This is a genomic window from Parapedobacter indicus, from assembly GCF_900113765.1.
Classification (GTDB): domain Bacteria; phylum Bacteroidota; class Bacteroidia; order Sphingobacteriales; family Sphingobacteriaceae; genus Parapedobacter; species Parapedobacter indicus.
In genome coordinates, this window is sequence record NZ_FOQO01000002.1 from 74553 (window position 1) to 98882 (window position 24330).

21 protein-coding genes and 1 tRNA gene are annotated in these 24330 nt (G+C 49.4%); 9 read left to right on the forward strand and 13 right to left on the reverse strand.

Annotated elements, in window-relative coordinates; all coding sequences use genetic code 11:
- Positions 1–62: 62 nt before the first annotated feature.
- Positions 63–872, reverse strand: coding sequence for a class I SAM-dependent methyltransferase (locus BMZ56_RS04075; RefSeq protein ID WP_090624586.1), 810 nt, complete (start codon positions 870–872; stop codon positions 63–65).
- A gap of 55 nt (positions 873–927) precedes the next feature.
- Here BMZ56_RS04075 and BMZ56_RS04080 point away from each other — a divergent pair, with 55 nt between their 5' ends.
- The 5 genes from BMZ56_RS04080 (at position 928) to BMZ56_RS04100 (ending at position 8519) form a co-directional block, all read left to right on the forward strand.
- Positions 928–2841, forward strand: a complete 1914-nt coding sequence (locus BMZ56_RS04080) for a sulfatase family protein (RefSeq protein ID WP_090624588.1) — start codon at positions 928–930, stop codon at positions 2839–2841.
- Between the two features lie 200 nt (positions 2842–3041).
- Positions 3042–3941, forward strand: coding sequence for a fructosamine kinase family protein (locus BMZ56_RS04085; RefSeq protein ID WP_090624590.1), 900 nt, complete (start codon positions 3042–3044; stop codon positions 3939–3941).
- A gap of 40 nt (positions 3942–3981) precedes the next feature.
- Positions 3982–6636, forward strand: a complete 2655-nt coding sequence (locus BMZ56_RS04090) for a DUF7133 domain-containing protein (protein ID WP_090624593.1) — start codon at positions 3982–3984, stop codon at positions 6634–6636.
- Between the two features lie 53 nt (positions 6637–6689).
- On the forward strand, positions 6690–7790 hold the full coding sequence (gene ychF, locus BMZ56_RS04095) for a redox-regulated ATPase YchF (protein ID WP_090624595.1): 1101 nt from the start codon (positions 6690–6692) through the stop codon (positions 7788–7790).
- A gap of 267 nt (positions 7791–8057) precedes the next feature.
- Complete coding sequence (locus BMZ56_RS04100) at positions 8058–8519, forward strand: Lrp/AsnC family transcriptional regulator (protein WP_090625767.1); 462 nt, start codon at positions 8058–8060, stop codon at positions 8517–8519.
- A 98-nt stretch (positions 8520–8617) separates the two neighbouring features.
- Here BMZ56_RS04100 and BMZ56_RS04105 read toward each other — a convergent pair.
- The 12 genes from BMZ56_RS04105 to BMZ56_RS04160 form a co-directional block, all read right to left on the reverse strand.
- A tRNA-Arg gene (locus tag BMZ56_RS04105) sits at positions 8618–8689 on the reverse strand.
- 56 nt (positions 8690–8745) lie between these two features.
- Positions 8746–10020, reverse strand: a complete 1275-nt coding sequence (locus BMZ56_RS04110; RefSeq protein ID WP_090624597.1) for an MFS transporter — start codon at positions 10018–10020, stop codon at positions 8746–8748.
- 47 nt (positions 10021–10067) lie between these two features.
- A complete protein-coding gene (locus BMZ56_RS04115) occupies positions 10068–10778 on the reverse strand; it encodes a sugar transferase (RefSeq protein ID WP_090624598.1) in 711 nt (236 codons plus the stop codon).
- 163 nt (positions 10779–10941) lie between these two features.
- Entirely contained in the window at positions 10942–11859 is a 918-nt protein-coding gene (locus tag BMZ56_RS04120; protein WP_090624600.1) for a glycosyltransferase family 2 protein, read from the reverse strand.
- Positions 11856–13400: a right-handed parallel beta-helix repeat-containing protein gene (locus BMZ56_RS04125; RefSeq protein ID WP_090624602.1), complete on the reverse strand. Its 1545-nt coding sequence runs from the start codon at positions 13398–13400 to the stop codon at positions 11856–11858. Before BMZ56_RS04125 ends, BMZ56_RS04120 begins: the two co-directional genes overlap by 4 nt.
- Entirely contained in the window at positions 13397–14413 is a 1017-nt protein-coding gene (locus BMZ56_RS04130) for a glycosyltransferase family 4 protein (protein ID WP_245893063.1), read from the reverse strand. Before BMZ56_RS04130 ends, BMZ56_RS04125 begins: the two co-directional genes overlap by 4 nt.
- Positions 14395–15588: an O-antigen ligase family protein gene (locus BMZ56_RS04135; protein WP_245893065.1), complete on the reverse strand. Its 1194-nt coding sequence runs from the start codon at positions 15586–15588 to the stop codon at positions 14395–14397. Before BMZ56_RS04135 ends, BMZ56_RS04130 begins: the two co-directional genes overlap by 19 nt.
- Positions 15572–16777, reverse strand: coding sequence for a glycosyltransferase family 4 protein (locus BMZ56_RS04140; RefSeq protein ID WP_090624606.1), 1206 nt, complete (start codon positions 16775–16777; stop codon positions 15572–15574). The genes BMZ56_RS04135 and BMZ56_RS04140 overlap by 17 nt, the downstream gene beginning before the upstream one ends.
- Positions 16774–17880: a glycosyltransferase family 4 protein gene (locus BMZ56_RS04145; RefSeq protein WP_090624608.1), complete on the reverse strand. Its 1107-nt coding sequence runs from the start codon at positions 17878–17880 to the stop codon at positions 16774–16776. Before BMZ56_RS04145 ends, BMZ56_RS04140 begins: the two co-directional genes overlap by 4 nt.
- On the reverse strand, positions 17868–18815 hold the full coding sequence (locus BMZ56_RS04150) for a glycosyltransferase family 2 protein (RefSeq protein WP_090624610.1): 948 nt from the start codon (positions 18813–18815) through the stop codon (positions 17868–17870). Before BMZ56_RS04150 ends, BMZ56_RS04145 begins: the two co-directional genes overlap by 13 nt.
- On the reverse strand, positions 18808–20343 hold the full coding sequence (locus BMZ56_RS04155; RefSeq protein ID WP_090624612.1) for a lipopolysaccharide biosynthesis protein: 1536 nt from the start codon (positions 20341–20343) through the stop codon (positions 18808–18810). The genes BMZ56_RS04150 and BMZ56_RS04155 overlap by 8 nt, the downstream gene beginning before the upstream one ends.
- A 48-nt stretch (positions 20344–20391) precedes the next feature.
- Positions 20392–20679 carry a YgaP family membrane protein gene (locus tag BMZ56_RS04160; RefSeq protein ID WP_090624614.1) on the reverse strand — a complete coding sequence of 96 codons (288 nt, stop codon included), beginning with the start codon at positions 20677–20679 and terminating at the stop codon, positions 20392–20394.
- Positions 20680–20758: 79 nt separating this feature from the next.
- On the opposite strand from BMZ56_RS04160, the gene BMZ56_RS04165 reads away from it, so the two are divergent.
- From BMZ56_RS04165 to BMZ56_RS04180, 4 genes are all read left to right on the forward strand, one after another.
- A complete protein-coding gene (locus BMZ56_RS04165) occupies positions 20759–21325 on the forward strand; it encodes a helix-turn-helix domain-containing protein (RefSeq protein ID WP_090624616.1) in 567 nt (188 codons plus the stop codon).
- A gap of 145 nt (positions 21326–21470) precedes the next feature.
- Positions 21471–22085 carry a TetR/AcrR family transcriptional regulator gene (locus BMZ56_RS04170; RefSeq protein ID WP_090624618.1) on the forward strand — a complete coding sequence of 205 codons (615 nt, stop codon included), beginning with the start codon at positions 21471–21473 and terminating at the stop codon, positions 22083–22085.
- Between the two features lie 51 nt (positions 22086–22136).
- Entirely contained in the window at positions 22137–23408 is a 1272-nt protein-coding gene (locus BMZ56_RS04175; protein WP_090624620.1) for a TolC family protein, read from the forward strand.
- A 20-nt stretch (positions 23409–23428) separates the two neighbouring features.
- Positions 23429–24322 carry an HlyD family secretion protein gene (locus BMZ56_RS04180; protein ID WP_177195022.1) on the forward strand — a complete coding sequence of 298 codons (894 nt, stop codon included), beginning with the start codon at positions 23429–23431 and terminating at the stop codon, positions 24320–24322.
- The last annotated feature ends 8 nt before the right edge of the window (positions 24323–24330 follow it).

Consider the following 24330-nt stretch of genomic DNA (forward strand, 5'->3'; position numbering starts at 1 on the left):
ATTAGAACGGCTATGTTACGCACAGGTTAACACGAATTAACCAAATTATGAAAGAAAGTGTGTTAGTCTTTTCTACCCGCAATCATGATATGCGGACTAAAACATAAGAGTTCGCGGTCAGTTTCTGTCAAACCGACCAGTTCCAGTAGACGTGCCCGCTTCACCGGGTCGGCCCAACTTTGGAAAAATTGACCATCCATCCAGGCTAGGCCCTCGACGGCATAAAGGCCGGTTGTTACAAGCCCGACAGCTTCCAATTCCTCAACCAGCAGGCTGGGGCGGTGGAAGTACGCGCGCGGCAGCATACCCGGCACACCTTCGAGTGGCTCATGCTGTCCGGTAAGTAATTCGGAACGGCACATGGAAAAAACCTGTGGCTGATGTATCATACTGCTATGCAAGGCTGCAACGGCCGATGCTGCGTGAGTAATCGCAAACCCGAGCACCTTGCCACCCGGCTTCAGCACCCGGTGGGCTTCTTTCAACGCTAACAACCGATCTTCCTGCTTTTGCAGGTGATAGAGCGGTCCGTGAAGAATAATCACGTCAATGGATGTATCTTCAAACGGCAGGTCACGGGCTTCACCTAGCAGGCAATTAAATGAATTGGCTGCACGTTTAGCCTTACGTTTTGCCTGTTCGATGTGTTTCGGCACAGGATCGATCAGCGTGACCCCGTGCCCCAAACCGCTGAGCCACGCTGCATAATGCCCCGTTCCGCCACCGACATCGGCAATAATAAGTTTGTCGGACTGCAGGTGCCGCCCCATTAATACCTTATTCCGCTCAAATTCAAGGGGCCCCAGCCCAATCTGCAGCCGGGAGTCCTCGGCGTGGTCGGTATAAAATTCGGTAATGGCGGGTTCAATCATCCGGCAAAATTACAGCTATTTCCGTATTATCTGTATCTTTGCCCAAATCTAGTTTATGAGACCCTCCAAGTTTTTAACATTTCTAGCCGCCCTAATTTTCCTCTGCGGATGTGCCGCGAAAGAGTCCCAACACCCGAAACCCAACATCCTTTGGATTACGATTGAAGACACTTCACCCGAATTCATCGGGTGTTATGGCAATGCTGCAGCGAGCACCCCTACGATTGATCACCTTGCTAAAGATGGCGTCCGGTTTACCAACGCATTTTCAACGGGAACAGTTTGTTCACCCAGTCGCACGGCGCTCATTACCGGCGTAAAAACGTACGAAACCGGAACGGGGAACCATCGCAGCAAATACGCCATTCCGGATTTTATCAAAGGATTTCCTTACTACATGCAGGAAGCGGGTTATTATACGTCCAATAATCAGAAGACCGATTACAATGTAGCTGGCGAAAAGCAATTTATTGCCGAGGCGTGGGATGAAAGTTCCGGAAAAGCCGGATGGTGGAACCGCACGCCGGGGCAGCCGTTCTTCGCGGTGTTTAACTTCAACGATTCACATCAATCACGTACGATGACAGAGTCGTATTCATGGTACGAGGAGCACGTTTTACAACAACTTCCCGAAGAAGACCGGATCGGGGAAGATGCGTTTGAAATGCCCCCCTTTTACCTGGACAGTCCACCCATGCGAAAGCAATTCGCCCGGGTATATAATTCCCTTAAATTGACCGACAATAAAATTGCTGCACTGCTGGATCGGTTGGAAAAAGACGGCTTGAAGGACAGCACCATCATCTTTTTTTTCGGAGATCACGGAGAAGGCATTCCCCGAGGGAAAACCAATGGCATCGACCTGGGTTATCGGGTGCCGTTTGTCATCTGGTTTCCCGAAATGTATAAGCACCTATCTCCTTGGGGCACGGCAGGGGTGGTGACAAATGAGCTGATCGATTTTACGGACCTGCCTCCTACTTTGCTGCATCTCGCGGGGGCACCGGTTCCCGAACACATGAAAGGACGGAAACTGATGGGTGATGACCGGTCGCCGGTCCCAACGCACTTGACATTGTCGTCCGACCGCTCAGACAACGGGATCGATATGATCCGCTCGGTGACCGACGGGAGATTTATGTATTCCCGCAATTTTATGCCTTTCATGTCCGAAGCCCGTTATATCCGCTACATGGAAATCGGCGAAATCAAGCAGCAGATGCGGAAAGACCTCGCCGCCGGAAAATTGAATGCCCTGCAAGCAAGTTTATTTGAAGAGCGCCCCGCTGAATTTCTGTTTGATCTCGAGCATGATCCATGGGAGACAACGAATCTGGCAGACGATCCCGAGTTTTCGCCTGTTTTAAAGCGGATGCGAGGCCTGCATCGGGACGAAGTGCTCAATTCCCGCGATGCGATGTTCCTTCCGGAATATGAAATAACCCAATTGATGGATTCCACTACCGCATACGAATATCGCTTAAACCATACCGATTACCCACTGGAAAAAATCTACGATGCGGCATCGTTGGCGGGTTTCCGGGGTGCGGACGTAGCGGCCAAGCAAGTTGATATGCTTGCGGATACCAACAAGTTCGTGCGTTATTGGGCCATACTGGGATTACGGTCGCAACACACGGATGCGCTGGCACCCTACGCCAAGGAAATCGCAAATGCCCTGCTCGACGACTATCCACCTGTAGCCATCACCGCCGCGGCGGTGGCATTCCAGGCTTTTGACGATTCGCAAGCCGCCACGATTTTAAAACGTTATTGCCAACATGAAACCGCGCAGCTGTCACTCATGGCCATCAACTACTTGCTCTATTTAGACAACCGGCAACCGTTTGCCGAAACCATCCGTGCAACGTATGCGATGGAAAACCAGACGTACGACATCAAAGCCGCCTGTCTGGACGTGCTCGGAAGTCTGAATCTGGTTCCCAACACACCCGATTACCGGGAGTAATTCGGTTTCCTGCTTCAGCAGCGGGCGCGGATAAGCGTGATAGCCCGTTTTCTACCGGAAAACCGGTAGAAACATACACAAAGCGTTCCAAACTGTCTGCCTCATTATGCTGGGCAAGCGCCACGCAATACCGCGATGAGGCGCAAATAAATAGAGGTGATAATACCGGAAAACCGGTAGGCAATACGTAATTTCCGCCCATGTTATTGTCGGAGTCCTTGTACGAGGCATTGGAAGCCTCTTTGAAAAATCTGGAACGGCCACATTCGTCCATTCAATCTATTGGGTCCGTATCAGGCGGTGATATTAACCGGGCTTATCGGATCAAAACGTCAACCGGCGACTATTTTGTAAAAGTAAATAACGATCCGTTGGCCGCATCGATGTTTTTGGCAGAATCCAACGGATTGGACATATTGCGAAACCCATTGGGAGCAGCCCATGTCCCGAAAACCTTTCTGGTCGGGAATGCGCGGGGCGAAGGCTTCCTGCTCATGGAATGGATCGACACCGGCAACAAACACGACGCTCCCCAACAAGAAGCATTGGGCAGGCTGCTGGCGTCTTTACACCGTCGACATGCCGATGCTTACGGATTGGATCACGACAACTTTATTGGTCCATTGCCTCAAAATAATGGGTTCTCTTCCGATTGGACGGAATTTTTCATCGAACAACGGTTGCAAAAACAGTTGGATATGGCAGATCAGATCTTGGACGGAACCGACCTGCATAAAAAATTCGATCGCTTGTTTTCCCGCTTTGCCGACCTGTATCCATGCGAGCCGCCCTCGCTCCTTCACGGCGATCTATGGAGCGGCAATTACCTAGTGGATCAGTTGGGAACACCTGTTTTCATCGATCCGGCAGTTTATTATGGCAATCGTGAAGTGGATATCGCTATGACTAAGCTATTCGGCGGGTTTTCTGAACGATTTTACGATGCGTATAATGAGACGTATCCCCTACAACACGGATGGGAGGAACGGGTGGATCTGTGGAATCTCTATCCTTTATTGGTGCATCTGAATTTGTTTGGACGTTCGTACCTACGTGCAATCCAAAATAATTTAAAGCAATATATAGGCGCTAATAGTTAGACATCCTTATATTTACCGCGTCAAACAGATATAAAACTAAATGAAATACTCGTATTGGTTGATACTTGCCGTCACATTTTTGGCATCGGCATGCAGTTCAGAAAACAAAAATTGTACGACAGTTACGGAAGATCGGTATGTCGCCATGACCGATTCGCTGGCAGCCAAACTGGAATGGCCGGAAAAACTGGACATTAAAGTGTTTGCAGGCCCCGACTTGGTACCCAGCCCAGCTTGCCTTGCCGTATCTGCCTCCGGCGATATTTTTGTAGGGGTTGACAAGATGGGCTCCCTCGGAAAAGAAATGGGACAGGGGGCGATTGTCAAATTGATCGATTGCAATGGCGACGGTATCATGGATAGCGACACGGTGTTTGCCCGCGTAGACAACCCAAGAGGAATACTCGCACTGGGCAATCAAGTCTTCGTGCTGCACACGCGTTTTTCCGACGAAACCAAAAAGGCGGCCAATATGGATCTCATTGTCTACGAAGATCGTGATAACGACGGCGTCGCAGATGGCGATCCGACACCTTTGATCACCGACATCAGCAACCCGACTTACCTTGCTGAACGGGGCACCGACCATGCCACGAATGGTATCCGCATGGGAATAGATGGCTGGATTTACATCGCAGCAGGTGATTTTGGTTTCCACAACGCAACGGATCGGGACGGTAAGCAATTAACCGTACTTGGAGGCGGCATTATAAGGGTGCGGCCAGACGGGACCGAGATGGAAGTGTACACCCACGGCCTACGGAATATTTACGACGTGGCCATTGACCCATTCATGAACATTTTTACGCGGGACAACACCAACGATGGTGGCGGATGGAACATTCGCTTTTCGCATCAAATCCAGTCGGGCGAATACGGTTATCCCATTTTGTTTAAGCATTTCACTGAGGAAATTATCCCTGCTCTGGTCGACTTGGGTGGCGGTTCCGGAACCGGGTCCCTATACCTCAACGACGAACGCTGGCCGGAAGAATACAATAACACGCCGCTGATGGCCGATTGGGGGCGTAGTTATCTTTACCGCCATCCGGTACAGGCAGATCAGGCAACGTTCACCCAGCAAGAGGAAAAATTCATCCAATTGCCGCAGATTACTGATGTAGACATCGATGCATCGGGAATCCTGTATCTTTCGGCTTGGGACGGAGCCGGCTATTCCGGAAGCCCTGACATCGGTTATGTAGTGCGGGCGGTACCGAAGGGGTTTGATTATGAATCGTTTGCCGATATCCAGCAGTTTTCAAACCGGAAGCTCGTTGCGTTGCTGAAATCGAAAAGTGCCAAAGCCCGGTTAGCAGCCCAATACGAGCTTCTTAGCCGAACCGACAACGCCGATGCCGCTTCCCGGGTTTGGAAGCTGGTGGAAGACAATTCCCTGGAAATGGAGTCGCGCGTGGCGGCATTGTACACCTATGCGCAGTTAACGGGAAAGGATGGAATCTCCCGGTTAGTGGAGGCCACTGCCGATACGGATCTACAGGAATACGCCCTCCGGGCATTGGCGGATCGCAAAGCTTGGGCAGCGGAAGTGCCGTTGGAACCGTTTCTAATGGGACTGCAAGCTTCCGCTCCACGTGTCAAAGCCGCGGCGATTATCGGTGTCGGGCGTTTGGGAAAAAAGGAAGCCATCCCCGCATTGCTGAAAATCAACGTTCCTGCGTCGTTCAAATCTCCCGATCTGGGGACTGAAGGGCCTCATGCAACGCCCAATTCAGAAATTATACTCCCCCATTTAGCTGTAAAGGCCCTTGTGGCACTGAATGCGGTGGATGAATGCATCGAAGCGCTGAATACCGGGAACCGGGATCTTGCCTTATGGGCAATGCGCTACTTACACGACCACCGCGTGGTGCAGGCGTTGATTGCCGCATACGAAAACACAGCGGATGAAGCGCTCCAAGTAAAAATTATCAACACACTGGCACGCATTTACCATAAAGAAGCTCCGTATGATGCATCGTGGTGGTGGAGCACCCGACCTGATACCCACGGTCCTTACTACAAAGGCATAGAATGGGAAGGAACACCGGTTATCCGGACGTTTTTGCTGGAACAATGGAAAAAGGCCGGAAGCGACAACAAAGATTTCTTTAAAGTACTGAATACAAGATATCGCTTGGCCATTAATCAATTTGGCATTATCGAAATACAGCCACCCAAAGAAGACGCCCCTCAAGTGGACCTGGAGAAACTCAAAAATAAAAAAGGACAGGTGGGCGAATCTTCCATCGAGGACGTCATGCTGGCACTTGATAAAATTAAAGGGGACCCGAAACAGGGCGCTGCACTTTTTGCACAACAAGGGTGTAAAACCTGTCACGCCATCGACCGAAGCGAAGTCCAGAAAGGTCCCTTCATGGGACAGATTGGCTCCATCATGAATCGCCAGCAAATCGCGGAATCCATCCTGAAGCCGAATGCTTCCATATCGCAGGGCTTCTCAACGGTGCAGATCCAGACAAAGGGTGGGAATGCCTACGTGGGATTTGTCACCGAAGAATCGGCCGATAAGCTGACGATCCGCAACATTACCGGTGCGGCCACGACCCTTGCAAAATCGGAAATCGCCAGCCGGCAGGAGTTGGAACACTCCATGATGCCCGAAGGACTGGCGAACGCATTGAGCTATCAAGAGCTCGCCTCATTAGTAGCTTACTTAGCGCAGCAAAAGTAGTCGGATATCGTACTAATTGTTATCTTTGCACCCGTTTAAAAAAAAGACAATTCATGGCTTTACAGTGCGGCATCGTCGGCCTACCCAATGTAGGCAAATCCACTTTATTCAACTGCCTTTCCAATGCAAAGGCACAGGCAGCTAATTTCCCATTTTGTACCATTGAACCCAATGTGGGGGTGATCACGGTACCGGACGAGCGGTTGAATAAACTGGCCGAGTTGGTAAAGCCGCAGCGAATTGTACCCAATACCATCGAAATTGTGGACATTGCCGGCCTCGTAAAAGGAGCAAGCAAGGGCGAAGGCCTGGGCAATCAATTCCTCGGAAACATCCGCAATACAGACGCGATCATCCACGTGTTGCGCTGCTTTGACGATGGCAATGTCGTACACGTTGATGGATCGGTGGATCCGGTGCGCGACAAGGAAATCATCGACACCGAATTGCAGCTGAAAGACCTCGATACGGTGACCAAACGTATTCAACGAGTGGAAAAACAAGCGAAGACAGGTGGTGATAAGGAAGCCAAGCGGAGTTATGAAATCCTGTCGGTGGTTAAAAACCACCTCGAGTCGGGTAAATCAGCACGTACAGCTCCGATATCCGAAGAAGACTTTGACTTCATCAGTGACCTGTCGCTACTTACCGTGAAGCCGATATTATATGTCTGTAATGTAGATGAAAGTTCGGTAAATACGGGTAATGACTACGTTGCGCAGGTGAAGCAAGCTGTGAAAGACGAGAATGCGGAAGTACTGATTATCTCCGCCCAGATTGAATCGGAAATTGCCCAGTTGGACAGCTACGACGAACGGCAACTTTTCCTGGAAGATCTCGGCCTGACCGAATCGGGTGTCAACAAGCTCATCCGTGCGGCCTATAGACTGTTGAACCTGGCAACCTACTTCACCGCAGGTGTGCAGGAAGTACGCGCCTGGACGATTGAAAATGGCTTTACCGCTCCTCAGGCTGCAGGGGTAATTCACACCGACTTTGAAAAGGGTTTTATCCGCGCTGAAGTTATCAAGTACGAAGATTTCATTAACTACGGCTCGGAGGCCGCTGTGAAAGAGGCGGGCAAGCTGGGGGTGGAGGGTAAAACCTACCTTGTGCAGGATGGGGATATCATGCATTTCCGGTTTAACGTTTAATCCCAGCTGTTCTATTCTGTAAGAACGTCCCCACCCTACAATTACGGATGGGGACGTTTACAAACACACAAAACAATCTTCATCAAATCTTCATCCGCTTCATGATGCAGCCATTAGTGCGGACTGCAAAGTTGCGCTGGTTTTACCAAAGACACAATGGGAACAAGTTATTTCCGTTTTTTTAACGGAAAAAATCAGCATTCACCATTTTTTTGCTACTATTGTTCCCTTATAAATCGTTATGTCGTTTTTTTACCATCCGTACTTATGACACAACTTGATGATATTGACATCCAATTGTTGAACCTTCTCCAGCGAGATGCCACATTATCCAACAAAGAATTATCGTTACAGCTCAATCGGTCGGTAGCGGCCATCCAGGAGCGGCGACGTCGGTTGAAAGAGCAGGGCTATATCAGCCGTATCGTGGCAATCCTCGACCGAAAAAAAGTAGATAGAAGCCTGATGGCTTTCTCACATGTACTACTCACTTCACACACCGCCGAAACGCTTGGAACGTTTGAACGCGAAGTATCCGAATTTGATGAGGTACTGGAATGTATGCAAATGACCGGTGCATACGATTTCATCCTCCGCATCGCTATTAAGGACATGGAAACCTATAACCGCTTTTTACGCAACCGACTGGCTACCCTGCCCAACATCAGCACTGTACAGAGTTTCTTTGTACTCAGCGAATCCAAGAGCGACACCGCTTATAAATTGTAGCTGAAACACTTACCGGCAGCGAAATAGTTCGAACCCCGGCCATCGCTTCGTCCTCATCCCTTGAAAACACAAAAGCACCTCGTTAAGGTGCTTTCTTGTGTTCCCGAAGGGATTCGAACCCCTATCTTCAGAACCGGAATCTGAAATTCTATCCATTGAACTACGGGAACGGGGACGCAAAGATATTCAAAATTTCGAAATCAAATATATCGTTGACTCAAGAATTTTAACTTTCCTCAACAACAGACATTTTTGCTTTATAATTTGCTTCTGTCCGCGCTTTTACCAGCCGATCTACCCGATACATCATCAACAGACTAACAACAGAAATTGCTACCACCGCATAGCCAACCACGTCGTAGTGCTCAAGCGGACTGAAATTGGTCTGCTGGACAACAATCTTACCAGCCAGCGCCGCAGCAATACCTCCGGCTACTTGTTGTAACGATGCATTAATGCTCATAAATGCTCCCCGATCTTTCAATTCGGGCACTGCACTCACCAATGCGGAAGAAGGCACCATGCGGCTCGTTACACCCGCCATGAGCATGACATTAAGCGCAATGGCCGCCCATAAAGGCGTGACGGAAAGGTTCGTATACCAAATGCACATGATCATTAGCCACAACGACGCGATGACAAACAGCTTGTACTTATCTATCCGGTCGCTGAAACGCCCGATAAAGGGCATAATCACCAACGTGGCCAACCCCGAAACCATAAACAGGATGGGGAGCTGCTGCTCGGTAATATGTAGGTTGTTGATGGCAAATGCACTGCCGAAGGGCATCATCATGAATCCACCTACCGAAAGTAATGCAGTAGAGAGGAAACCAATGCGGTAATGGCGCTGCGCCAAGGTATGAAGCAGGTGACCAAAAGCCGATTTTTCACTTTTAACACCCAAGTGGGCGTTAACGGGTTTCAGATAAAACGTGACCATTCCGGCAATCAGTACGCTGAGTACCGCCACCATCAAAAACGGAGCTTCCCAACCCCACCCATTTGCAATATAAAGCCCTATTGGGATGCCCAACACCTGACTGGCACCAAACGCCATTTGAACAAACCCCATCACACGGCCGCGTTGCTGCAACGTGAATAAATCCGCTACGATGGCCATGGAGATGGAACCGATGACGCCGCCGAAGAGTCCGGTGAAGATACGTGCCACGACCAAGAATAGATATGTATGTGCGATACCGCATAACACCGTGCCGACGATAAAACCAATGTAAAAAAACAACAACAGCTTTTTCCGGTCGAATCTGTCTGAGAAACCAGCGGTAAGAAAACCAGAAAGGCCCGCGCTAAACGCATAGGCCGATACTGCCAAGCCAAATTCCGAAGGAGACAATCGCATCGACTTCATCAAAATGTCCCCCAAAGGAGACATAATCATGAAATCGAGGATAACGGTGAATTGTGTAAAAGCTAAAATAACCACTACCAGAATCTGGTAGCGGTTGAAGGGTGCTGCCTCCCCTGATGTTTGATTCATTCTTTGAAGACGCTCATGGCAACCGAATGTTACAAGCGCCGCCGATTTTATTTTCCCTTACCCTGAGCCATTACTTTCACCGTCTGTAGAATAATGTCCATATCGGTTTTTAAACTCATCGTATCCAGGTAATTCAGATCGTAATTGACACGCTCACACATTTGATTAACATTTTCAGCATATCCATAATGCACCTGCCCGATGGACGTGATACCCGGTTTAAGCCGGAACAGCTGCATATATTCCGGTTTGCGTTCCTTGATCTCATCGATAAAATGCCTGCGTTCGGGGCGCGGCCCCACAATGGCCATATCACCTTTCAACACATTCCAGAATTGGGGTAATTCATCAAGGTGTGTTTTGCGCATAAATTTCCCCCATTTCGTAATACGGGGGTCATCATCCGACGCCAATTGCGGACCGGCCTGTTCAGCATCCACACGCATACTTCTAAACTTATAGATGTAAAACGGCTTTTGGTCTTTGCCGATACGCTCCTGCTTATAAAATATGGGGCCCGGTGACGTAACTTTGGTAATCAATGCCAGTAATGCATAGATTGGCAGTCCGGCAACAATCACTAAGGTCGAAAACACGATATCAAATATACGTTTGAGGAAGATCGTTTCCTGATAAACCAATAACTTCCTTTTTACGGCCTGAAGATCTATCCGAAAAGGTGGCTGATACGTAATCAATTCGTATAAACTGTTATCAACGTTATAGGCCACCTGCTGTATTTGAGTTTCTCTAATCATGATATTCACACTTAATCAACGCTGATATAGATACCAATTAAGTGCCATGTTCGAAAAAAGCAGCTATTAGGCCTCCAGTTACAATTCAAAGTGAATAAAAGATAAAAGACTACCTGAGAAGTGGGGAAAAATTCCACAAATTAGGGTTTTGGCCGGGGCGGCCTTACCCCCGACCCCAATAGGCCTTATACATCGAAAAAGCTTTACGTAGCCGGAGTGGCAGCGATCGGTAGGATAGCCCCAGTTTATATCCCAGCCATTTTGCCACAAACGAACAACAGACTTTGGGAAGTAGCCAAGGTTTGCGGCGGACTACATACCGGATTTCTGATAGGGCATACCGGAACCCTTCACTATCGGCCTTGCCGAAAGAATCAAAAATCCATCGATTATCGTTGTGAAATACACCGATATCGAAATACCGTTCAAATTCCTCACGGAGACTGTAGGCATGCGAATGGTAAACGCAGGCGTCGCCTACATAGGCCATTTTCCATCCGTCCAACAACAGCCTCCCTGCAACGATGACATCTTCGCCCATGATGGTGCCCCGGGGGAAGCCTCCCACTCCTTCAAAGGCGCTACGGCGGTAGGCCGCAAAGGAATTGGAGCAGGAAATCGTTTTGATGCCATACGTATCGGCATCGGCCAAACCCCGTATCTGGGTCTGCGGGGGATAATTGAATAACCGTGCATGGGCCTCCATGACGGTAGCTCCCTTATGGGGAAGCTGTCGGCCATAAGCCATTCCGATTTGCGGGTCATCAAATACGCGGATGATGTTTGTGAGAGCCGATTCATCAGCCGGAATGGCGTCTTGCGTAAGAAAAATGTAGACATCTGCTTGCGGATAGGCATCGATGGCCCGTTGCCGTGTACCGCCGTGGTCAAATCCCGCATCACCCAATCCCATCACCTCAAAACCTTCGGCCCTGGCCGCTTCCACCGTTCCGTCAGTGGAACCGGAATCGATCACGACGTGCTGCGTTATCGGCGCATGCTGCGCAGCCAGCGCGTCCAGCAACGCAATAAAATGCTGCCCACCGTTCAACGTGGGTATGTATACATTTACTTTTGTCATTGCATTTCCTTGGTTGCGTGTTCCCGGACCGTATTTTTATTGATTTTGATATTCGGGGGTTTGAAATCATGGATCCAGGTACCGCCAGATGTCACAAAATTACTATCTATCCGCACGTTGAGTGCCGTTTTCCGGACTGTAATCGCCGCATTTTTTGCATTGAAAATATGGTTACCCAGTAGCGAAGCGCTCTTTGTCTTCACTAATAGCAGGGCGCCCGACTCATGCCCACTTCTCAAGCGGTTGCCCTCAAATTTCAGATGCCCTTCCATATTAATATTGATGGGACCGCTGTTGATTTCGTTTTCTATGATGCTCACTGAATCGACCCGGATGCCGTTAGGTAGCATGATACTGCCTATCTGACTGTGTCTAATATCCAGCAATCGCCCTTCGGCATTGGCCAACAAGCGCAGTGTATGAAAGGAATTTCCTTCCATCCGTATGTGTTCCCACTGTCCAACCAATTCGAACGCCCCATCGGTGATATTCCGGTTGGCTGTAATCGCTCCACACCCTTCTATATAAAGTGCCGGCCGATTGTTGCCGAATGCCCGGTTCCCGCTGAGTGTCACCCCCGAAATGCCGATCAGTGTGCCGATACCGGATCCATCGGGCGTGGATTCACCCTTCACAAAACCATTACTTTTACTGTAATTACCTGCAATGAGCGCATTGATGGCCACCACCCGCCCATGCGCCCGGTTATTGATATCTACAGCATCGGCGGCGTTGTATTCCAGCCTATTGTTGGTAATCCGGTAATTCATTACGCGCTCGGCGGTATTGAAGGCTACCTGAATGCCGCTCATCCCGTTGTGGTGGATGTGGTTTCCATCGATTTCGACATCACCACTGTCGTGTATGAAAATGCCGTTTTCACCGTTGTGATGGAACCGGTTGCCGGAAATGGTGATGCCCTGACTCGATAGCACCCGCACAGCCGTACCGGGATGATACGTCGTGGGCGATTCCCGGGCACCTCCATATTGGGTGATGGTAGTGCCGACTACCCGGGAAGCGGCACAACTATACCACAATACGGCCGGAAAAGAACGATTATTGGTGGAGTCGCCCGTCAATTGGCTGTTTGCTAGGGTCAGGTTGCTGCATTGCGACGCGTAAATAGCCTCGTTGGCCGTTTCTGCACGAAAGGAAAGGAATACATTGGATATCCGGTGCGCACGGAAAAGCGGTGCATCCGAGTGTTGCTTTTCCACGGCAAATTGTGCCGACAGCTCGTCGGGTTGCTTTAGCAAACCATCGGACACCAAGTGCACATTGGAAACCAAGCGGATGGTATGTACCAAATAGGTTCCTTTCGGCAGGTATACCGTATCCCCTATGGAGGCGCTGTCCAACGCCGCCTGGATGAACCGGCTATCGTCGGTCTTGCCATCGCCCGTGGCGCCGTATTCCTTCACATTGATGCGGCGTCCCGTCGTCTCAGCTCCCGCAGGGTGGTTTACCCGAACACCACAGGCAAGCGCCAGCAAGCTCCCTCCTATCCAGATGATCCCACGTAAATTAGTCCACTTCATAGCTTCCGATGTTTATCCGTTATCACGTTCCATGTATCCGTAGCGGTACGGTCCCAGGTAAATTGTGCAGACCGCTGTACGCCTCGCTGCTGAAATTCCCGGTAGCGGTCGCCGTCGTTTACCAATGTTTCTATGCCGGCTTTGATCGCCTCCACATCGTGCGGATCTACACATAGCGCGGCATCGTCTGCAATCTCCGGCAGTGAGCCGGCCGTGGAAGTCAACACCGGTGTACCGGATGCCATGGATTCGATAACCGGCAGTCCAAAACCTTCCATAAGCGACACGAAGAGCGTTGCGTATGCTCCCTTATATAATTTGGGTAACTCGGCTTCGGGAATCCGTCCCAAAAAACGGACCCTTCTTTCGATACCCAGTTGGGCAATCAGCGCACATAGCCTTTCATCGCCGTGACCGGAAAGAAAAAACAAAAATTCCGGCGGGATGTCAGCGCGGGCAAAAGCCGTAAGCATAGCCGGAATGTTCTTGTTTTTACGCCGATTGCCTACATACAGAAAATACGGTGCTTCCGATTGAAATGCCTCGGTATTTTTCCGGTATATCGCGTCCACGCCGTTATAAATGACCGTGATCAGCTGTTCATCGACGCCGAGCAGTTCAATCAGCTGTTTTTTGCTGAAATGCGACACCGTGATCAGCTGTTGCGCCTTCGCCGCCAACCGGGCAATCACCTGTTGGTAATACAGGCGATGCCAGGACGTATAATAAAAAAGGTGCATCAAGTCGTGGATGGTAAATACAAACGGAATGCGGCTGTAAAGCGGAGGCATAAACGAAGGGCTGTAAAACACATCGGCATCGCTTTTCCGGATTTCACGGGCCAGCATCCACGGTGTCAGCAGGTTTCCTAGCCCCATATCGCTTGGTATGAAGGCTGGTGAAATATGGCTGGGCATCCGCGCCATCACCTCGTTGTACAGTTTACCGATACCGGTATCGCCTGCCCATCTGTCGTCTATCAATACACGCAGGTTCATATGCCGATCCTCCACCGTAAACGATCCACGCCTACCGGATAACTGCTTCCCAGCAGGAATACCAATATCAGGTACAGGACGATATCGTTGTCATAACCCGAATATAAAATCATTAAAATGGCCAGTAACGGCAGGAAAGCCACCCACCAAAAGCCGTGGTTTTTCCGCTTTTCCATACAGAATCGGTAAAAATAAAACAGGAACAATGCATAAGATGCCAATCCAATGATACCAAAATCAAGGTAACAATTGAAAAATGTATTATGGATGTGCGGTTCGCCATGGTAAAAATCCGCGTAGCGGCCAAGAAAATCACCCCCGCTCATAAAGCCATTGCCCAATGGAGAAATGGCGGTAAAATGCTGAAAGAATGCTTTCCAATACACCAGTCGAACGCCCATTCCATCGTTGGATGCCATTAGGGTATCTACGCGTACCACCTTTTCCGCCACAAACGGAATGGCTAGCAACGCCAGCGCCCCCAGCACCACGCGCCAACGGACCGTTGTTCCCGCCCACAGGAGGCAGAAAATCCCGAGAAGCAGGGCCACCATCGGCGTGCGCGACAATGATAGCCATGCCAACCCCCATACCAATCCGATACGCCACCACACCAGTTTCTGTTTCTGCACAACCGGCAGTAATACATAGACAAACCCCAGCAGCGCAATGCGTGCACCGAACATATTCTTATCGTCCAGTCCCCAAAAGTAATGAGAAGCCTGATATAACGCACTGCCATGTGCCGAACTCGGCGCACCTCCCAACCACCGGAACCCGGCTACCTGGTGATACAGCAGTAATTGCAGCAAGGTAAGTCCCAGCACGAGATGCAGCGTCACATCCACCCATCGCAGCAGGCGGGTGTTATCCCGCTGGGCCAACCAGCCGACAGCGAAATATAAATAACAGAAATTGATCGGCAATTTAAGGAAATTCGTTGCTTCCCTTCCCTCTTCCGGTAAGTTGATCAAAAACACAAGCGAAGCATACCCCGTAAACACGCCCAGAGACCACACCCAATAATGCCGGAGCAGAACCGGCGTATCCCAAAAGTAACCCAGCAATGCCAGCAAAAATACGAGCGGATAAATTTTGACAGGCAGGAAAACAGCTACCAACGCGAGGCAAAATAACGCCTCGCAGAAAGTGGCCCTACGGCTTACCAAGTTGTCACGCATCCGCATCATCCATTGTCATTGTTTGCAGCACTCGTTCATATTCCGTTATCATGCGTTCCACACTGAGGTATTCGCCTATGGAAGATCTCGCTCCCGTTGCCAGCCGATTATATAATGCCACATCACGCCACAAGGTAATGAGTGCATCGCCAAGGGAATCCGGCCGGTCGGGATCGCATAGGATTCCGTTCACCCCATCGGCGACAGTCTCCCGCAACCCGCCCCGGTTGCTGGCGATTACCGGCAAATTAGCTGCCAAACCTTCCACGGCCACCATGCCCAGCGGTTCTTCCCAGATAGATGGAACGACCAGTACGTCAACCGTTGCATAAAAATCACTTGAATTCACATAGCCGACAAAATGGATACGTTCATCATTTCCGGCTAATTGCCGGAAATGGGCCAGATCGTCCTCCTTTCCGCGTCCGGCGATATGCAGCCGTCCTTCGATGCCCGAAGCTTTAAATTGACGGATGAGCCATTCAACTCCCTTCGCGGCAGAAAGCGTCCCGATGTAACCCACTGTCAGCGATTGCCCTTCTTTCCGCAGCCGCGGCTGGTTTATAGCAGGGATATCCCGCGCGTTGTGCACCACATATTGGCGAACATTCCGGAAATAGCCCTGTGTGATGAATCGTTCCAACACGCTACGGCTGATGCCCACCACCGCTTTCACACTATTGGATTCGCGTTTATGTCTGCGGCGTAACAGCCTCCTCGTGAGATCCTGTGCTAGGCCAACCTGCTCTTGATTAAACAGGGTACTATCCGGACTTAGCAGGTACATGTCATGCAATACCTGTACAATCGGAATACCGGCGCGGTGAATTTCATCCCAAGCGGAGATGGACCAACCCACCAGATTATGGCACGACACTACGGTTGGCTTTTCCTGCTGGAGTACCTCGCGTACGTAACGGCGCATAGCCGGATTGTACGCATCGCGTAGGTGCCAGAGAAACCTGCGGAACTTCGATGGGCGATCTTTGGCAAACGGCCAGTACCCATTCCGTAGACCGGCACGGTATACTTTTACACCATCTACCCAATCAACGTGCAGGCCCGGTTCCGGCACCATACTTAATACGGCGACTTCATGCCCCTTAGCCTGCATGCCTTCCACAATGAGTTTGAGGGAGATCTCGGCACCACCGGCTACATACGGTGCATACAGGGCATTGATATATAAAATCTTCATTCCTGCACCCTCCCCTCTGCCAATAGCTGTTTGTATACATTATCCAGCATTGTTCCCGCTTTTTCCTGATCGTGCACATCGGCAACATAGGCATACAACTGATCTCCCATCGTTGTCAACGTAGCAGGGTCACGTTGTTTCAACGTCACCGCCCGCGCAATCTGTTCTGTCAACGCAGCACGATGCTCCTCGCCGGTCTTATACCGATAGTGAAACGTATCGTTCCTATGCGATCCCATATCGGAAATCGTACCGATTTCAGGACAAATTACTGTTTTTTTATAGGAAAAAGCCAAAAGAACGGTACCTGAATTAAGGCTGCTCGACAGATCATACGGCAGCACAATCACATCAGCTCCGGCAAGCAGGGTGGCCACTTCCCCATCGGGGACGAAATAAGGCAGCCATACCACATTGCGTGCACGCTGCGCAAGGTTGGAAATTTCTGTTCGGTAGGCATCGTCCAAGGCTTTCCCGGCGATCGTCAGTCGCACACGGTCGCCGAATGTACGAACTACGTCAATAAGCAGCTCCAGGTTTTTATAGGGCTTTACCATCCCCGTGAAAAGCAGTTCCAACCGTTCGTTATTTCCACTGTTATATCCAGGCGCACTACACACTTCCCCGTATACACCCATGAAGTGCGGATGTGGAACATAAACCGCTTTCTGCAATGCTTTTGTACCGTATGACGCAAGGACCTCTTCGGATTGCCCGCTGTGAATCACAATGCGGTGTGACCAACGTATTAATAACCGGGTAATCGTCCGGCTGAAAAATGTCAACCCTTTTTCGTGCGACACCCGATTGTGCAATGTCCAAATCAGGGGCTTTCCACTCCAGTGAATCACCGTCAGCACCGCTAGCTTACGCACAAAGCTCCGCAAGGCTACAAAAAAACCGCTGTCGTCAATATTTTCAAACCAATTAAGGTGAACCAATCGGATGGAGTTAAAATGCTTCCGACTTGAAAAAATCGTATCCAATGGATGGATGCGGTACCCTTTCGCACGAAGCTCCCCGACCAATACTTGAATGTATTGATTTTCCTCATTGACAGGCGGATTGAAAACAATGTCCATCGGAGTTGCTAATTCGACCATCTTTTTCTTTGTTCACGCGATTTGACGGCAGACGCAACAATATCCCTGAAGCTGAGTCCAAACTCCCTACGGTGCCGGTACCACATCCAAAATTTGGCCGTTCTGTTTGAACGCATGGACAAGGTCATGGTATACCGCTTACGGCGCCGCATGAGCTGCTCCTGTTGACCCGATAAGGTATTGTAAACTACCTTTTCCGATTCATGAGGAACATAGTTCTCCAAAAAACCGCGCAACCATCGCGCATACTGCATGTTGGCGCGCATCTTCTCCAGGTCATTGCCCGAAGACGTGATCGAAAGACCGTTGCTCCGATAGTTGAATACAGGTTTATTCGTATGCGCGATGCCCTTATCGGCGCAGGCAAGATAGGCCGTCACATCGTCCGATCCCCACGCCAGGGGCAATGGATAAAATCCACCCCTACTACGCAGAGCCGCTGTGCGGTATACAAAATCAGAGATGTACTGGGATCGCCATTGATTGAGACGATGCCAGATATGATCGCACACCCGCTCGTACGAAGGGCCAGCGGGAGTAAGCGCTAAGGGCCGGCCTTCGTCGTCAATGACCATACTCCGGCAATGATACACGTCCAGACCCGGGTAGTCGTCCATCAATCGCGTAAATTCTTCCAGATAGTCAACTTCCATACGATCATCATCTCCCATCATCACCAAATATTCGCCCTGTGCCAGCGCAGCGCATTTATTCCAATTGTCGGTGAGCCGCACGGCCCCGACATTGTGTTCGTTTTCATAATACCGGATACGGACATCGTCAAAGGAGCCTACAAGCTGGCTTACCGGCTCCGGCGAACAGTCGTTCAACACAATCAGTTCAAAATCGCCGATCGACTGCGCGAGGATGCTCTGTATGCATTCTGCCAGGAAACGGCTTTTGTATGCCGGAATACAGACCGAAAATTTAGGCATTGCCCTTTCCTTTCCTCATAAGTGTTTCCTTTAGATAACGGATATCGACTCGCCGCACAACAAATACGAACAGATACAGCACGTATATCAATCCGAATATAACCGAATTGGCGATAACCATGCCATATCCACCGGTAATCGGCAGTGCTTGTCCTGCATACCTACCTATGAAGAGCGCCAATACCCCGCCAGCTACCGCGGGCAGGAATGCGCGAGTGAACAGTCGGAATCCATCCAGCTTGAGCACTTTCGGTATGTAATAGCTATAAAAAAAACCGATCTGGAGCACCATATACGCCAAATATCCGATTACGGCCGCTCCCACCTGCAAGGTATCAGCGAAGATAACCGTAATGGGAAGCGAGACGATGCATGCCACCGCAGAGGAATAAACCAGAAATCTGGTTTTTCCCGTAGAGAGCACCAAGCTTGCCACGGGCGTATTGTGCATGGAAAGCAACACCGTGAGCAACCAAAGCGACAACCACAGGGATAGGTTGCTGTATCCAGCTCCCATGTACAGGCGCAGAATTTCATCGGCATTCAGAATCAGCGCAAACACCACGAATGCCAGGAAAATCGAAATGTACTTCGTTGCCTCAAATATCATCCGCTCGATCCGTTGCTGGTTACCTTCGGCATAGGCTTTCGAAGCAGAAGGCAGTAATACCTGCATAAACACCCCCCCGAACGCCACAATAAGCATGGCAATGGTCTGGATCACCCGATAGTCGGTAAGTACCTCCATGCCATCGGCAAATTTACCCAGTAACAAGGGGCGCAAGTTGTTTGCCGTCAGCTGAAACAACCCCATAACAAATATAGCCAAGCTATAATTCAATATTTCGCGGAAAGCACTTCCATGCCATCGGGGCGCCAACAGGGTGCCGCGGGAGATGGGAAATACCCGCAACCGAGCAATATAAAACGGTATAGGAATCAGGGTCGTCAACGTATATCCTATAAAATACACAATCAATGACCACTGCAACTGAATAGCTAACAAAGCAACCACGAAATTCAGCACGCTGCTGATCACTGTTATCCGATTGACATATCCCAATTCATCCTTGGCACTCAGCAGTTGGATGACTACGCTGGATAGCCAGCTCAACACCGTAGAAAAAGCGAGAATATACATGATCTGCCGATAAAGCGGCTCTTGTGCATCGGTAAGGTTGAACAACTGGGCGCCATATGCGGACATGAAAAGGAAGACGATCGCATTGAGCAAACCGACCACACCATAGAAGACGATACTCGACCGGGATACGTTTCCGATTTTGCCCCATTCAGATGCAGCCGTCCACATGGAAAAATATCGCACAGCCCCTACATTGAATCCCAAATCCATCAGCCTTAAGTATGCATTGAGTGAAAATGCCAAAGCAATCAATCCATAATCAGCCTTACCATAGAAACCCACGAGCATGGGAATCGTAATGAACTTGGCTAAAGCATCAAGAATTTTGGCTAGAATACCCCAAAGGGAACCGGAAAAAATACGCGAGGTGGTATTCGGATTCATATTCAGCCACCAATATCGGGCAAAAATGCCGATTGGCCAAAACTGCCCCTATTCTTCGACGATTCGCTCGACGATGGTTATATCCCGATCTGGACATACTGAATCCTTCACCGGACAATAGCCCGTTGCCCCCCGTAAAATCAGCGCACCCCCCAAAGTCACCTCGGCTAGCGAAGTCAACGGTGTCTTAAACATCCGTGTAATTCCCGTGTACAGCACAAATGCGCCGGCTGCTACAGACAATACGCGCTCTGAATTCGCAATGTTGCGGTGGTCATTGGCCTCCATCAGCCGTTCTTTCACATCATCCAGTATTTCCTTGGTCTTGGTGTTCATATCGCTTTAATTCGTAATTAATTACTTTACAAACAATTTACCGGACATTTGGTTTTCGGAAAAACCGTAAATTTGTAAGATGAAGATTGCCATCAAAAACATGGTCTGTCCGCGTTGCACACAGGCAGTATCGGAGGTATTTACGTCGATGGCCATTACTCCGTTGGATGTCAGGCTTGGTGAAGTTGTTTTAGCCGACCCGCTAACACCGGACCAGCAGCAGAATTTGCAACAAAAGTTGAATGCCATTGGTTTTGAACTGTTGGATGACCAGCAACAACAGCTGGTCGAAAAAATTAAATCCATCGTCATCGACCATGTACATCGGCTGGGAGACAACCGCTTTGTGTTTACGGAAGTGCTACCGGCGACCCTGAATAAGGAATATTCGCAATTAAGTAAACTTTTTTCCGAGAAAGAGGGGATTACGATTGAACAATACGTCATTTTGCAACGCATGGAGAAAGTTAAAGAACTGCTTTCCTACAACGAACTGACGTTAAGCGAAATCGCCTATAAACTGGGGTATAGCAGTGTGGCCTACTTATCGGCGCAATTCAAGAAGGTGACCGGTCTGACTCCTTCGCAATTTAAAAAGCTTGGAATTAACCTTCGAAAGCCGATCGATCAACTCATGGCTCCCTAATACATGCACCCAAAGCGTCGGAATCGGGAAAGGCTGAGTTGTGACGAGTCTGGCAGGATCTAAATACATTAATATTTAATCAAATGATTAAAATATTTGGTTAAATCAAAAATCCCCATTACTTTTGCACCAATAACGATTAGACATGGCAAAAGTAAAGGGTGCAAAACCCGATTTAAGTACGGAAGAAAAAATCAAGGAAGCAGCCCGTAAAGTATTTACGCAGAAAGGCTATGCCGCCACACGCACACGGGATATTGCAGAAGAAGCCGGTATTAATCTCGCTCTGCTCAATTACTATTTCCGCAGCAAGGAAAAACTGTTTGAAATCGTCATCCTGGAAAAGATGCAGATTCTATTGGGAAAAATAGGCCCCGCTATCATGGATGACCGCACCTCCATTGAACAAAAAGTGGAACAAATCGCCGAACACTACATCAACACGCTGCTCGCCAATCCGGATATCCCCTTGTTTGTATTGGGGGAAATCCGAAATAACCCAGACAAATTTGCGAACATGATCCGGACAAAAACAAAAATTGTCGATTCGGCATTTTTCAAGCAATTGGCCGAAAGGCGTCCCGATATGGACCCCCTGCATTTCATTTTCAATATGCTCGGTCTTATTATCTTTCCTTTTATCGGAAAACCGCTCCTTCAATTGATTACGGGTATCAAACCCGAACGGGCGGCTACCTTGATGAATGAACGGAAAACATTGATAAAAACATGGTTTCTAGCTATGCTGGAAGCCAACTAATTTTTTTTACATCCATATTAATCAAATGATTAATTCAAATTAATAAACAAAATGATTAACCCCCGTTTCTTAGCTGTATGCATTTGGATAGCGATCCCGCTGGTTACCGCGGCACAGACGCCGGATACAACGCTTACCCTCTCGGAAAGCCATACGTTGGCCACCGAAAATTATCCGTTGATCAAACAGCATAATCTGATCACATTGAGCACCCGGTACGCAATTGAACAGGCCAACAAGGGCTATCTGCCACAGATTAACATCAATGGCCAGGCCACGTACCAGTCCGAAGTGACGAAGATTCCCATTCAGGTTCCCGGAATAGACGTACCCACCCTGGATAAAGATCAGTACAAACTGTATGGTGAACTCAACCAATCTCTTTTTGACGGCGGTTCCATTAAACTCCAGAAACAAGCCGTTGAAGCAAACGCACAGGTGGAAGCACAAGCGCTGGAAGTGGAACTATATAAAATCAGGGAACGGGTAAACCAACTCTTTTTTGGGATTTTACTACTGGATGCACAGCTGAACCAAAACGAGTTGCTACAAAAGGATATCCGCGCTGGCCTGGATAAAACCAACGCAGCGATTGCTAACGGTGCTGCATTGAAAAGCAACGGTAACCTATTGGAAGCCGAACTACTCAGAACAACGCAGCGCACCGTGGAATTACAGACGACACGCAGTGCATACCTGCACATGCTCGGCCAATTTGTCAACAGACCGTTGGATGAACGTACCCGATTGGAAAGGCCCAAGGCTCCTACTTCCGCTACCGGCAACAACCGCCCGGAACTGGCGTGGTATGCGTTCCAGCAAAACAGCATCGACGTGAACCGCAAACAGCTGATGGCCAAAAATCTTCCCAAGTTGAATTTTTTTGTGCAAGCAGGCATCGGGCGCCCGGCATTGAACATGTTAAGCAATGATTTCGATCCCTATTACTATGGCGGTGTCCGCTTAAGCATCCCGATAAGTGGCTTCTACACATTGAAAAAGGAAAAAGCGTTACTGGACATCAAAACCAAATCCATCGACGTACAACGGGAAAACTTCCTATTCAACAACCAGCTGGCGCTGTCGCAGCAAAACACCGAATCGGCCAAGTACGAGCGATTGCTGGAAACCGATGATGAAATCATCACGCTCCGCACCTCGGTGAAAGAGGCAGCGCTTGCCCAACTTGAAAACGGCGTGATCAATTCGGCGGATTACCTCCGCGAGGTCAATGCCGAAGACAATGCCAAATTGGCCAAAATCCTCCATGAGCTTCAATGGCTGATGATTCAATACGAAATCCAACACACAACCGGAAATTAGCGAACTAAAAAATAACGAAAATGAATAGCTTAAAAATCCTGACAATTATCCCCTTTCTCATAGCGGCATGCAGTCAACACGAAAACGTTTACGACGCATCGGGAACCTTTGAGGCCGTGGAAACCATTATTTCCGCCGAAGCCAACGGCGTCATTAACGCATTGGATGTTCAGGAAGGACAGGAGCTGCATGCCGGCCAGGCCATCGGCTATATAGACAGTACACAACTTCACCTGCGGAAGCTACAGCTCCAATCGCAGATTAAAGCCGTACTCAGCAAACGACCAAATGTAACTGTGCAGCTTGCCGCCCTGCATGAGCAATTGAACCAGGCGGTCCACGAACAGCAACGCATTGCCAACATGGTACGGGCGGATGCAGCAACGCCGAAACAATTGGACGATGCAAACGCGCAGGTAGCTGTCATCAAAAAGCAGATCGCTGCCCAGCAGTCCTCCTTGGGCATCACCTCATCAAGCCTCACACAGGAAGCCTCTCCGCTGGAAGTCCAAATTGCACAATTGGAAGATGAACTCGCCAAGAGCCGCATTATCAATCCACTTGATGGCACTGTGTTGGTGAAATATGCCGAAGCAAACGAGACCGCTACGGTGGGTAAGCCGTTATACAAGATCGCCGATCTTTCTTCGATCATCTTACGGGCTTACATCACCGGACCGCAGTTCAGCCAACTCAAACTGAATCAATCCGTTACCGTATTGGTAGATGATGCCAAGGGTGAATACCGGGAGTATCCCGGCACGGTGGAGTGGATAAGTGACAAGGCGGAATTCACGCCGAAAACCATCCAGACAAAAGATGAACGTGAAAACCTGGTGTATGCCACGAAAATCCGTGTAAAAAACGATGGACTCCTTAAAATAGGGATGTATGGGGAGGTAAGGTTTGATTGAAAATGGAA